Here is a 12938-nt window from a genome sequence, read left to right on the forward strand (position 1 = left end):
GCCGCGATCAGAGCCAGGCCGGGTCGCCGAAGATGGCGCCGCTGTCGTCGACCTCGGCCGATTTGGCGTAGACGTAGGCGTATTCGCGGATGGTGACCGGGCCTTCGCAGGAGTTCACGATGAGGTGGAAGTCGCGGATGATCGTGGAGACGGTCTTGCCGGGGATCAGTTCCTTCTCCGCCAGCTGTACTTCCTTCACCTCGCCGGGGGCGAGGTTGACCGTGGCCAGGGGTTCGGGGGCCAGGAAGCCGTTCAGGTTGAGGGGGGTGGTGGAGCCGGGGGTAAAGGAGTAGCCCTGGAGTTCCTCGGACTGGCTGCCGAGGGTGGCCAGGGTGACGGCCACCGCGCAGCCGACGTGGTATCCGGTGCGTAGCACGCCGCCGGCCGGGCCGTCGATGCTGGCGTAGGAGACGAGGCTGACCAGGGCCTCGCGGGTGGTGCCGACCATGTTGATCGGCGGCATCCGGTTGATCGTCTCGTCCCGGGTGCCGACGGTGAACCCGCCGAAGGGGGAGGCGAAGGATTTCTCGTGCGGCGCCATCGGGACGATCTCCGCGGTGGCCGGTGGCGCGGCCCCCACGCCGACGGCGACGACGGCAGCGGCCAGCCCCGTCATCGACATCCCTCTCGCCCCGAACCTCATAAGCTGGACTCTAATAGCAGACCGCTCTTGCCCGACCCCGGGACACGCGGGCACTTCGGCCTCGGATCATCGTTGTGAACGCTCACAAGACCGGTCACATGTGGATTCGGCCGCAGTGCACCAGCATCCATTTTACGCACGAATTCGGCTGGGGAACATCCGAAACCGCTGATGGAGGGCCGGAATTGTGGACACACCTTGACACTTGACCAGTGTCCCAGGTAACAATGTGCGCGTTAACATAGCTGGAGGCAATGCATGACCGACAAGTACGTGGTCGGTGTCGATTTCGGCACGCTGTCCGGCCGTGCGCTCGTGGTCCGGGTGCGGGACGGGGCGGAGCTGGGCACCGCCGTGACCGAGTACCGCCACGGCGTCATCGACCGCACGCTGCCCGCCTCGGGCGCGGCGCTGCCGCCGGACTGGGCGCTCCAGGATCCGGAGGACTACCTGGAGGTGCTGCGCGACGCGGTGCCCGCGGCGGTCGCGGCCGCCGGGGTCGACCCGGGCGAGATCATCGGGCTGGGCACCGACTTCACCGCCTGCACGGTGCTGCCGACACTGGCCGACGGAACTCCGCTGTGCCGGGTGCCGCGCTACGCCGACCGCCCGCACGCCTATCCCAAACTGTGGAAGCACCACGCCGCGCAGGACCAGGCCGACCGGATCACCGCCGTCGCGCACGAGCGCGACGAACCCTGGATCGGCCGGTACGGCGGGCGGATCTCCGCCGAGTGGGAGTTCGCGAAGGGCTTGCAGCTGCTCGAGGAGGACCCCGAGATCTACGCCGCCACAGCGCGTTTCATCGAGGCGGCGGACTGGATCGTGTGGCGGCTGACCGGGGTGGAGACCCGCAACGTGTGCACCGCCGGGTACAAGGGCATCCACCAGGACGGCCATCGGCCGGGCCCGGACTACCTCGCCGCACTGCATCCGGGCTTCACCGGTTTCGTCGCCAAACTGGACCATCCGCTGTCACCGCTGGGCGCGCGGGCCGGTGGTCTCAGCGCGGAGGCGGCGGCCTGGACGGGACTGCGGCCCGGCATCGCGGTGGCCGTCGGCAATGTCGACGCGCACGTGACCGCGCCCGCGGCCCGGGCCGTGGCCGACGGCCGCATGCTCGCGGTGATGGGCACCTCCACCTGCCACGTCATGAACAGCGACCGGCTGGCCGAGGTGCCCGGCATGTGTGGCGTCGTGGACGGCGGAATCGTCACGGGCAGTTGGGGTTACGAAGCCGGACAGAGCGGGGTGGGCGACATCTTCGCCTGGTTCGTGGCCTCCTCGCTGCCGCGGTCGTACGCCGAGCGGGCGGCGGCACTGGGCCTGGATCCACACGAGCACCTGACGGAACTGGCCGCGCGGCAACGGGTGGGCGAGCACGGGCTGGTCGCGCTGGACTGGCACAACGGCAACCGCTCGGTCCTGGTCGACCACGACCTGTCCGGGGTGATCGTCGGCCTGACGCTGGCCACCACACCCGAGGACGTCTACCGGGCGCTGCTGGAGGCCACCGCCTTCGGCACCCGCACGATCATCGACGCCTTCGAGGGCGCGGGAGTTCCGGTGCGGGAGTTGATCGTCGCCGGCGGCCTGCTGAAGAACGAACTGCTGATGCAGATCTACGCCGACGTGACCCGGTTGCCGCTGTCGGTGCTGGAATCCGGGCAGGGCCCGGCGCTGGGCGCGGCCATCCACGCCGCCGTCGCCGCCGACTGCCATCCGGACGTGCGGGCCGCCTCGGACGCGATGGGCCGGGTGCGCCGCGCCGCCTACCTGCCCGACCCCGATCGGGCCGCGGCCTACGACGCGCTCTATGCCGAATATCGGCTCCTGCACGACCATTTCGGCCGCGGCGGCAACGACGTCCTGCACCGGCTGCGCCGCATCCGCAACGAGGCCCGCAAGGAGGGCACCCGATGAGCGAGCCGGAACCGCACGGGACAGCCGCGCCCGGGACCGAGGTGCCCGAGCCCTGGCCCCACGCGACAGGTGCAGCCGGGACAGCGGTGACCGAACCGGAGCCGCACGTGGCGATCACGCCCGGGCCGGCGGCGACCGGGCCGGGGCCGCATGCAGCCGCCCGCCGGGAAGGTCCCACGCTGTACACCGGCGTGGTCACCGCCGCGATCGCCCGGTTGCGCGCGGAACTCGTTGTCCTGCATCACGAATTGATCCGCTGGGGGCTGGTGGTGTGGACCGCGGGCAATGTCTCGGCGCGGGTGCCGGGGGAACAGTTGCTGGTGATCAAGCCCAGCGGGGTGTCCTACGACGAGCTGACCCCGGCGTCCATGGTGGTCTGCGATCTGGCGGCGAATCCGGTCGAGGGTGAGCTGTCGCCGTCCAGCGACACCGCCGCGCACGCCTACGTGTACCGGGCGATGCCGCAGGTCGGCGGCGTGGTGCACACACACTCCACCTATGCCAGCGCCTGGGCCGCGCGTGGCGAGGCGATCCCGTGCGCGCTCACCGCGATGGCCGACGAGTTCGGCGGCGAGATCCCGGTGGGCCCGTTCGCCCTCATCGGCACCGACGCGATCGGCCGGGCGGTGGTGGAAACCCTTGCCGGACACCGCTCCCCCGCGGTGCTGATGCGCAACCACGGCGTGTTCGGGATCGGCGGCAGCGCGCGCGCCGCGGTGCAGGCGGCCGTCATGTGCGAGGACGTCGCGCGCACGGTGCACATCGCGCGGCAACTCGGGGATCCCGCGCCGCTGCCGCAGGCCGACGTGGACCGTCTCTACGACCGCTACCAGAACGTCTACGGCCAGCGCTGAGCGCGGCCGCCGAAGGAGTCGAACCCGTCATGACATCCGTATCTCCGCTGCACCGGGCCGAGGTCCCGGCGGAATCCGGTGTGCCCGTGCGCAAACCGCGCATCGGCCTGCTCGGCATCATGCAGGCGCTGTACGACCACATGATTCCCGGCATCACCGACCGGCAGGCCGGCTACGCGCACGAGATCGCCGACCGGCTGGCCGAGGTGGCCGACTGGACCGTGGGCCGCCCGGTCAAGGACCGTGCCGACGCCGAGGAGGTGATGCGGGAATTCGTCAACGCCGACCTGGACGGCGTGATGGTGGTGCTGCTCACCTACGGCCCCGCGATGCGGGTGGCCCGGCTGTTCAACGAGAACCGGCTTCCGGTGCTGCTGGCCAACATTCAGCCCGAGCCGCAGGTGACCGCGGCCTGGGACATGGCCGACATGACCTACAACCAGGGCATCCACGGCGCCCAGGACACCGCGAACGCCCTGGTGCGCGCGGATCGGCCGTTCGAGGTGATCACCGACGACTGGCGCGCACCGGAATTCGCGATGCGGGTGGACCGCTGGGCGCGCGCGGCACGCGCGGTCACGGCGTGGAAGTCGTTGAAGGTCGGCATCTTCGGCTACGCGATGAACGACATGGGCGATATCCGCGTCGACGAGAACGCGCTGCTGCGGACCCTCGGCCCGGAGATCTCCTTCGTCGCCCCGGGCGATCTGTACCGCGGCTCGCAGGACGTGCCCGCCGATCGGGTGGCGGCGCTGATCGACTGGGAGAACACGCGATTCGAGATCGACGCCGCTCTCACCACCGCGGAGCGCGAGGACCACGCCCGGATGCAGCTGGCGATCGAGAAGATCCTCGTCGACCGCGGATACCGGGCCTACTCCACCCATTTCGACGCCATCGGCGAGGACGGCCGGTTCACGCGGCTGCCGCTGGCGGCGGCGTCGAGCCTGATGGCGAAGGGCTACGGCTACGGCGCCGAGGGCGACGCGATGGCGGCGGCGATGGTGTACGCCGGGCATCAGCTCATCGGTGAGGGCCACTTCACCGAGATGTACGCCATGGACTTCCCGTCCGATTCGATCCTGATGAGTCATATGGGCGAAGGGAACTGGCGCGTCGCCCGCGACGACGAGCCGGTGCGGCTGATCCACCGCGAACTGGGCATCGGGCGGCTGGACGCGCCGCCGACGTTCCTGTTCCGGTACCGGCCCGGCCCGGCCACCCTGGCCTGTCTGGTGTCACTCGGCGGGGAGCGGTTCCGGCTGGTGGTGGCCGAGGGCGAGGTGCTCGACGCCGCGCCGCTGCCGCAATTGGAGATGCCCTACGGCCAGTTCCGGCCCGGCAGCGGCGTGCGCGCCTGCATGGACGGCTGGCTGGCGGCGGGCGGGCCGCACCATCAGGTGCTCAACGTGGGCCGGCACGCCACGGACTGGCAGGTGTTCTGCCGGCTGACCGGAATCGAATTCGTGCAGGTATAGACAGACAAGGGAGTCCCCTATGAACCGATTCGATCGCCGCGGATTCTTCGCCGTCGCCGGCGGCGCCGCGGCCCTGCTCGCCGCGGCGGCCTGCTCCGTCGATTCCGGCTCCGGCTCGACGACCAAGGCGGGCGGCAAGGTCGGCATCGCGATGCCCACCAAATCCTCCGAACGCTGGGTCGCCGACGGCAACAACATGGTCGGCCAGTTCAAGACCGCCGGGTACGACACCGATCTCCAGTACGCCGAGGATGTGATCGAGACCCAGGTGTCGCAGCTGGAGAACATGATCACCCAGGGCGTGCGGGCGCTGGTGATCGCGGCCATCGACAACAAGTCGCTGACCGGGGTGCTCCAGAAGGCCAAGGACGCCAAGATCGCCGTCGTCGCCTACGACCGGCTGATCCGCGACACCGCGAACGTGGACTACTACGCCACCTTCGACAATTTCAAGGTCGGTGTGCTGCAAGCGAACTACATCGTCGACCAGCTCGGCGTCGCGCAAGGCAAGGGCCCGTTCAACATCGAGCTGTTCGCCGGATCGCCGGACGACAACAACTCCTACTTCTTCTTCGACGGCGCGATGTCGGTGCTGAAGCCGCTGATCACCACCGGGAAGCTGGTGGTGCGCTCCGGGCAGACCAACGTGGACCAGGTCACCACGCTGCGCTGGGACGGCGCCACCGCGCAGGCCCGGATGGAGAATCTGTTGTCGGCCAACTACTCCAACGCCACCGTCGACGCCGTGCTGTCGCCCTACGACGGCCTGTCCATCGGCATCCTGTCGGCGCTCAAGGCGGTCGGATACGGCAAGGGCGACAAGAAGATCCCGATCGTCACCGGCCAGGACGCGGAGAAGGCGTCGGTGAAGTCGATCATCGCCGGCGAGCAGACGATGACGGTGTTCAAGGACACCCGGCTGCTGGCCAAGGCCGCGGTGCAGATGACCAACGCCATCCTGACCGGCGGTACTCCGGAGGTCAACGACACCACCTCCTACGACAACGGCAAGAAGAAGGTGCCGTCGTATCTGCTGCAACCGGTGGCGGTGGACAAGGCCAACTACAAGCAGGTGCTGATCGACAGCGGATATTACAGCGAGAAGGACTTCGCCTGAGCCGAACCCGCTGTGCGGGAACAGGTTCGGGTGACCGGGAGTCGGCCGCGATGAGGGGCGGCTCCCGGAGTCCGCAGGAGAGGCAGGCGATGTGAACCCGCACATTCTCGAAATGCGCGCGATCACCATGGAATTCCCGGGGGTCAAGGCCCTGGACGAGGTCGACTTCGAGGTCACCCGGGGTGAGATCCACGCCCTGGTCGGGGAGAACGGCGCCGGGAAGTCGACCCTGATGAAGGTGCTGTCCGGGGTCTACCCGCACGGCACCTACACCGGCGCGATCCTGGTGGACGGCACCGAGATGGCGTTCCGCGACATCCGGCACAGCGAGGCCGCCGGGATCGCGATCATCCACCAGGAGCTGGCGCTGGTGCCGCAGCTGTCCATCGCGGAGAACATCTTCCTGGGCAACGAGCGCGGCCGGTACGGCACGGTGGACTGGCAGGAGACCAACCGGCAGGCAATGCTACTGATGACCCGAGTCGGGCTGATCGAGGATCCGGAGACGCCGGTCGCCGCCCTCGGCGTCGGCAAGCAGCAGCTCGTGGAGATCGCCAAGGCGCTGGCCGAACAGGTCCGGCTGCTGATCCTCGACGAGCCCACCGCCGCGCTCAACGAGACCGACAGCGCGGCCCTGCTGGAGCTGCTGAAAGAGCTTCGTGCGCAGGGGATCACCTCGATCCTCATCTCGCACAAACTGAACGAGGTACTGGCCGTGGCCGATACCGTCACCATCCTGCGCGACGGGCACACCATCGAGACGCTGGCCGCCGCGGAGGTGACCGAGGACCGGCTGATCAAGGGCATGGTCGGCCGCGACCTGGACCATCGGTTCCCGCCCCGGCCGGCGCCGGACATCGGCGCGGTGCTGTTCGAGCTCGAGGGCTGGACAGTGGATCACCCCACCATCGCCGGTCGGCAGGTGGTGCGCGATGCGGCGCTGCACGTGCGGCGCGGCGAGATCGTCGGCATCGCCGGGCTGATGGGCGCCGGACGCACCGAACTGGCGATGAGCGTGTTCGGCCGGTCCTACGGCCGCAACATCCGCGGCACCGTGCGCAAGGATGGTGTGCCGCTGAAACTCTCGACGGTCGGCGATGCCATCGCGGCCGGGATCGCCTACGTCTCCGAGGATCGCAAACAGTACGGGCTGATCCTGGAGGAGGACATCCGCCGCAACATGACACTCGCCAATCTGGCCGCGGTGTCGACCCGTGCGGTGATCGACACGCATCGGGAGGTGCTCGCGGCCGAACGGCTGCGCACCCGGCTGACGGTGAAGACGCCGACGGTGTTCCAGAAGGTCGGCAACCTCTCCGGCGGCAATCAGCAGAAGGTGGTGCTGGGCAAGTGGATCTTCACCGAACCGGAGCTGCTGATCCTGGACGAGCCGACCCGCGGCATCGATGTCGGCGCCAAATACGAGATCTACCTGATCATCCAGCAGCTGGCCGCGGAAGGCAAAGGCGTGCTGGTCATTTCGTCGGAGTTGCCGGAACTGCTCGGTCTGTGCGATCGCCTCTACGCGATGAACGCCGGCCGCATCACCGGTGAGCTGCCGCGAGCGGAAGCGACACAGGAGGCAGTGATGAGACTGATGACCCGCGGCGCCGCGTCCGAGGCGGTGCCGTCGTGACGTTGCGGGATCTGATCACCGAGGGCGAGAACACCGACGAGATCGTCGCCGCCACCGCCCGGCGGCAGACCGGCGCACTGGCCGCGCTGCGGAAGACGTTGCGCGGCAACGTCCGTCAGTACGGCATGACGGTCGCGCTGATCGCCATCGTGGTGCTGTTCCAGATCCTCACCACGGTCAAGCTCAGCGACGGCGTCAGCCTGCTGACCCCGCTGAACGTCACCAACGTCATCCTCCAGAACGGCTACATCCTGGTATTGGCCGTCGGCATGATGCTGGTGATCATCAACGGGCACATCGACCTGTCGGTGGGCTCGGTATGCGCGCTGGTCGGCGCGCTCACCGGCATCGCGATCGTGCACTGGCACTGGCCGTGGCCGGTCGTGGTGGTCGCGGGGCTGGCGCTGGGCGCGGTGATCGGTGTGTGGCAGGGGTATTGGATCGCCTACGTGAAGATCCCGGCCTTCATCGTGACCCTCGGCGGCATGCTGCTGTTCCGGGGCCTGGCGCAGTTGGTGTTGCAGGGGCAGTCGATCGGGCCGTTCCCGCAGGGTTTCGTCAACATCGCCGCGGGCTATCTGCCGAACTGGCTGCCGATCCACGCGGTGGTGTTCGACGGGTTCCGGCACGGGATCGTGGTGCATCTGCGGGTCGGCGATCTGCACGGCGCCACCCTGCTGCTGGGCATCGCCGCGATCGCCGCACTGGTCTGGCAGCAGTTGCGGTTGCGCGGGCGGCGGCGTTCGTACGGGTTGCCCACCGGACCGCGGTCGCTGTTCGTCGCGAAGATGGTCGCGCTGGGCCTGGTGATCGGCGCGTTCACCTATGTCCTGGCCTCCTACAACGGGATTCCGATCATCGGCCTGATCCTGGTGGCGGTGATCCTGGTCTATTCGTTCGTGATGAACCGAACGGTCATCGGGCGACGTATCTATGCCGTGGGCGGAAACGAGAAGGCGGCGGCGCTGTCCGGGGTGAACACCCGGGGCAACACCTTCTGGGTGTTCGTCAACATGGGCGTGCTGGCGGCGCTGGCGGGCATCATCTTCGCCGCGCGTCTCGGCGACGCCACCCCGAAGGCCGGGCAGAACTTCGAATTGGACGCCATCGCAGCGGCTTTCGTCGGTGGCGCCTCGGCCGGCGGCGGCATCGGCACCGTGGTGGGGGCGATCGTCGGCGCCCTGGTCATGGGCGTGATGAACAACGGCATGTCCATGCTCGGCGTCGGCAGCGACTGGCAGCAGGTGATCAAGGGCCTGGTACTGCTGGCCGCGGTCGCCTTCGACGTCTACAACAAGAAGCGCGCGGCCACCTGAACCCCACGGCCGCCCCGCGCTGGCGGCCGTGTCGATCCGGTGGCCGCCCGCCGGGGACTCCCGCCCCAACCCTCCGGGGCGGGAGTTCCCCGTGCCGGTTCCCGCTCGCCGCGGGCTGTTCGGGCCGCACTCGTGGCGGCGCTGCGCGGCAGGCGATTTCGGCGGGCCGTCCGAGCGGCCCGCCGTGGAGCGGGGAACTGTGCGCCGCAGCCTATTTCGGCGGCGCCGAACTGTCCCGGACGACGAGGGTCGGCAATACCGCGGGCGGGTCCGGGTTCTCGCCGTCGTTCTCCAGCAGTCGCAGCAGCAGTTGCATGCTGCGGCGGCCGACCTCGTCGAAATCCTGGCGCACGGTGGTCAGCGGCGGGGACAGGTAGGCGGCCTCGGGGATGTCGTCGAAGCCGACCACCGACACATCGTCGGGCACCCGGATGCCGCGTTCGGCGAACGAGCGCAACAGGCCCAGCGCCATCTGGTCGTTGCCGGCGAACACCGCGGTGACTCCCGGCTGCGCGGCCAGCACCAGACCGGCCTCGTAACCGGACCGGGCGCTCCAGTCGCCGCTGATCATGGGCGGGATGCGAGCGCCGGCGGTCTCCAGGGTGCGGCGGTAGCCGTCGACGCGGTCGCGGGCCTCCAGCCAGCCGTTGGGGCCGGAGACGTGCCACACCGTCTCGTGCCCGAGGCTCAGCAGGTGCTCCACGGCCAGGCGGCTGCCCTCGTGCTGGTCCATCGAGGCCGCGGGCAGACCCGCGTCGTGCCCGGCCTGCACCGCCACCGCCACCAGCCGGGCGGGCAGGTTGTGCAGCGCGACCGCGGCGGCCAGTTGCGGCGCGAGGATGATCACCCCGTCGACGCCCTGGTCGGCCAGGGTGTTCACCGCGTCCAGCACGCCGTGCCGGTCGACCCGTTCGAGGGTGACGATGGAGACGCCGTAGCCCGCGGCGCGCGCGGCCCGCTCGATGCCCAGCATCATCGACGCCGGGCCGTACAGCGTGGTATCGAAGGTGACCGCGCCCAGCACCTTGGAGCGGCGGCTGACCAGCCCGCGCGCCATCGCGTTCGGCCGGTAGCCGAGTTCCTCCACCGCGCGCAGCACCCGGTCACGGGTCTCCTGGCGCACCTGCGGGCTGCCGTTCAGCACCCTCGACACGGTTTGATGCGAGACCCCGGCGAGCTTGGCCACGTCGGTCATCACCGCGGGACGTCCCCCGGCCACCCGCGCCACCTTCACCGGCGCATGCCTGTCCCTGTCTCTCACATCCCCAGCCTTTCCACGCCTTGTGGAGTTCCGATCTCCCGGCCCCGGTCCCGACGATTCAGGTTAGCGCTCACTTCGCCGGGTGCGGCGGCCCGGCCGGTGCGCGGCGAATTGCCATGAGCGTCAACCGATGCCCGCGGGTCACCGGTGCCGGAATGTTTCACTCATACCCTTGACGGGACGAATGTGAGCGCTAACACTATCAGACACAACTCTTGTCCCGGTTCACTGCAAGGGAATCCCCTCGTATCGAAGAGGCTTGTCACCGCAGCCGGTGTCCTCACCCTCACCACCGCGGCGCTCGCCGGTTGCGGCTCGTCCGGAAGCGGCAACGGCCAGCCCACCCTGGGTTTCTCCCAGGTCGGCGCCGAGAGCGGCCGGCGCACCGCGAACACCCGGTCCATCCACGAGTCGGCGAAGACCGCGGGCATCAACCTGAAATTCGCCGACGCACAACAGAAGCAGGAGAATCAGATCAAGCGAGGGCCACAAGGCCGGGCAGTGGGTGGCCGACCAGTACAAGGGCTCGAATGAGACCGTTGACATCGCGGTGCTGGAGGGCACCACTTCGCGCTCGGCGTGCTCACCCTCGGCGTGATCCAGACCATCGTCAGTTTCCAGGGCACGCCGAGTTCGCGGTGGACGCGGATCGTGATCGGCGCGCTACTACTGGTATTCATCGTGTTGCAGCGGTTGCCGGTCGGTTCCCGGCGACGCTGACCCGGAGTCCGAATCGCAACGCTGCCACCCGGAATCACCAGCATGCCGGTCGGTATTCTGACGGACATGCCACTCACCGGAGACTACGAGCCCAGTCCGACCGACTGGTCACGCGAACAGGCCGACAAGTACGAGTCCTCGAACGGCGCCGAGGGCAAGACCATGAAGGGCAAGCCGATCATCCTGCTGATCACGGTCGGCGCGAAATCCGGCAAGATCCGCAAGACCCCGCTGATGCGGGTCGAGCACGACGGCGAATACGCGGTGGTCGCCTCGCTGGGCGGCGCCCCGAAGAATCCGGTCTGGTACTACAACATCAAGGCCGATCCGCACGTCGAACTGCGCGACGGCGACGTGGTCAAGGACTACACCGCCCGCGAGGTCTTCGACGACGAGAAGGCGCAGTGGTGGGAGCGCGCGGTCGCGGCCTGGCCGGACTACGCGGAGTACCAGAAGAAGACCGACCGCAGCATCCCGCTGTTCGTCCTCACCCCGCACTGATCCGGCTCCGGCCGCGCCCCCGTCCGCGAAACCGGACAATGGGTGCGGCCCCCCGGTCGGCCGCGGCGACCGGTTCGCCTGCCGATAGCATGTCGGGGTGTCGAAATCGCTCGAGCTCGCAGAGAAGGTGTCCGGTCCGCTGCCCGAATTGACGGCGGACGAGATCGACGCGGCCGCGAAGCGAATTTCCGACATCATCGAGCCGACGCCGCTACAGAGAATCGAGCGGCTGTCGGCACGATCGGGCGCCGAGGTCTACGTCAAGCGTGAGGACCTCACCGCCGTGCGCAGCTACAAGCTGCGCGGCGCCTACAACCTGATCGTGCAACTCACACCCGCCGAGCGTGCCGCCGGTGTGGTGACAGCCAGCGCCGGCAACCACGCGCAGGGTGTCGCCTACGCCTGCCGGGCCATGGGCATCGCGGGCCGCATCTATGTCCCGACCACCACCCCCAAGCAGAAACGCGACCGCATCCGCGCCCACGGTGGCCGGTTCGTGGAACTGATCGCCACCGGCGACACCTACGACGCGGCCGCCGCGGCTGCCGCGGCCGACGTCGCCCGCACCGGCGCCACCGCCGTCCCCCCCTTCGACGACGCGCGCACCGCCGCCGGCCAGGGCACGGTAGCGGTGGAATTCCTGGACCAGCTGCCCACCACCCCCGACCTGGTGATCATCCCGGTCGGCGGCGGCGGCTGCCTGGCCGGCATCGGCACCTACCTGCGCGAACGCTCCCCCGGCACGGCCATCGTCGGCGTGGAACCCGCCGGCGCCGCCTCCATGACGGCCGCCCTGGTCGCGGGCGGCCCGGTCACCCTCCCGTCGATCGACCCGTTCGTCGACGGCGCCGCCGTCCGCCGCATCGGCGACCTGCCCTACCGGACGGTCGCCGGTTTCGGCGGCCGCATCGTCTCGCACGCCTCCCTGCCCCTGCTCATCTCCACCGAATCCGATTCGGGTGCAGGGTCTTTCCGCATGCTGCAAGTGGACGAGGGCGCCATCTGCACCACCATGCTCGAGCTCTACCAGAACGAGGGCATCATCGCCGAACCCGCGGGCGCCCTGGCGGTCGCGGCCCTGGCCGAACTCACGGTGGAACCCGGCTCGACGGTGGTCTGCCTGGTCTCCGGCGGCAACAACGACGTCTCCCGCTACGGCGAGATCATCGAACGCTCCCTGGTCCACCAGGGCCTCAAGCACTACTTCCTGGTGGACTTCCCCCAAGAGCCCGGCGCCCTCCGCCGCTTCCTGGACGAAGTCCTGGGCCCCGACGACGACGTCACCCTCTTCGAATACGTCAAACGCAACAACCGGGAAACCGGCGCCGCCCTGGTCGGCATCGAACTCGGCGTCTCCGAGGGCCTGAAATCCCTCCTGGAACGCATGGACGAATCCCCCATCCAATGCGAACGCCTGGACCCGAATTCCCCGGCGTACCGCTACCTCACCTGATCACCATCGGTCGGGCACCGCACAACATGCGGTGCC

General features: G+C 69.1%; 12 protein-coding genes. 10 read left to right on the top strand and 2 right to left on the bottom strand.

Annotated features, from left to right (window positions below):
• Window positions 1-7 precede the first annotated feature (7 nt).
• Window positions 8-643, bottom strand: a complete 636-nt coding sequence (locus LBW94_RS22580; RefSeq protein WP_266271842.1) for an MspA family porin — start codon at window positions 641-643, stop codon at window positions 8-10.
• Window positions 644-901: 258 nt separating this feature from the next.
• Between LBW94_RS22580 and araB the strand changes: the two genes are divergently transcribed.
• From araB to mmsB, 6 genes are all read left to right on the top strand, one after another.
• On the top strand, window positions 902-2566 hold the full coding sequence (gene araB, locus LBW94_RS22585; RefSeq protein WP_225053084.1) for a ribulokinase: 1665 nt from the start codon (window positions 902-904) through the stop codon (window positions 2564-2566).
• A gap of 179 nt (window positions 2567-2745) precedes the next feature.
• On the top strand, window positions 2746-3420 hold the full coding sequence (locus LBW94_RS22590; protein WP_225053278.1) for an L-ribulose-5-phosphate 4-epimerase: 675 nt from the start codon (window positions 2746-2748) through the stop codon (window positions 3418-3420).
• A gap of 29 nt (window positions 3421-3449) precedes the next feature.
• Window positions 3450-4898: an L-fucose/L-arabinose isomerase family protein gene (locus LBW94_RS22595; protein ID WP_225053085.1), complete on the top strand. Its 1449-nt coding sequence runs from the start codon at window positions 3450-3452 to the stop codon at window positions 4896-4898.
• 19 nt (window positions 4899-4917) lie between these two features.
• Window positions 4918-6015: a multiple monosaccharide ABC transporter substrate-binding protein gene (gene chvE / locus LBW94_RS22600; protein WP_225053087.1), complete on the top strand. Its 1098-nt coding sequence runs from the start codon at window positions 4918-4920 to the stop codon at window positions 6013-6015.
• 112 nt (window positions 6016-6127) lie between these two features.
• On the top strand, window positions 6128-7651 hold the full coding sequence (gene mmsA / locus LBW94_RS22605) for a multiple monosaccharide ABC transporter ATP-binding protein (RefSeq protein WP_255633475.1): 1524 nt from the start codon (window positions 6128-6130) through the stop codon (window positions 7649-7651).
• Complete coding sequence (mmsB, locus tag LBW94_RS22610; protein ID WP_323137902.1) at window positions 7648-8967, top strand: multiple monosaccharide ABC transporter permease; 1320 nt, start codon at window positions 7648-7650, stop codon at window positions 8965-8967. Before mmsA ends, mmsB begins: the two co-directional genes overlap by 4 nt.
• Before the next feature lie 211 nt (window positions 8968-9178).
• Here the strand turns inward: mmsB and LBW94_RS22615 are convergent, their stop codons facing one another.
• Entirely contained in the window at window positions 9179-10228 is a 1050-nt protein-coding gene (locus tag LBW94_RS22615; RefSeq protein WP_225053090.1) for a LacI family DNA-binding transcriptional regulator, read from the bottom strand.
• A 186-nt stretch (window positions 10229-10414) separates the two neighbouring features.
• Here LBW94_RS22615 and LBW94_RS44240 point away from each other — a divergent pair, with 186 nt between their 5' ends.
• From LBW94_RS44240 to ilvA, 4 genes are all read left to right on the top strand, one after another.
• On the top strand, window positions 10415-10762 hold the full coding sequence (locus LBW94_RS44240) for a hypothetical protein (protein ID WP_323137903.1): 348 nt from the start codon (window positions 10415-10417) through the stop codon (window positions 10760-10762).
• Window positions 10763-10807: 45 nt separating this feature from the next.
• Window positions 10808-10948, top strand: a complete 141-nt coding sequence (locus LBW94_RS22625; RefSeq protein ID WP_225053092.1) for a hypothetical protein — start codon at window positions 10808-10810, stop codon at window positions 10946-10948.
• 66 nt (window positions 10949-11014) lie between these two features.
• A complete protein-coding gene (locus LBW94_RS22630) occupies window positions 11015-11449 on the top strand; it encodes a nitroreductase family deazaflavin-dependent oxidoreductase (RefSeq protein ID WP_225053093.1) in 435 nt (144 codons plus the stop codon).
• Window positions 11450-11546: 97 nt separating this feature from the next.
• Window positions 11547-12902, top strand: a complete 1356-nt coding sequence (gene ilvA, locus LBW94_RS22635) for a threonine ammonia-lyase IlvA (protein WP_225053095.1) — start codon at window positions 11547-11549, stop codon at window positions 12900-12902.
• Window positions 12903-12938: the final 36 nt, after the last annotated feature.

It is taken from the genome of Nocardia sp. alder85J (genome assembly GCF_020176955.2).
In the GTDB taxonomy this organism is placed as follows: domain Bacteria; phylum Actinomycetota; class Actinomycetes; order Mycobacteriales; family Mycobacteriaceae; genus Nocardia.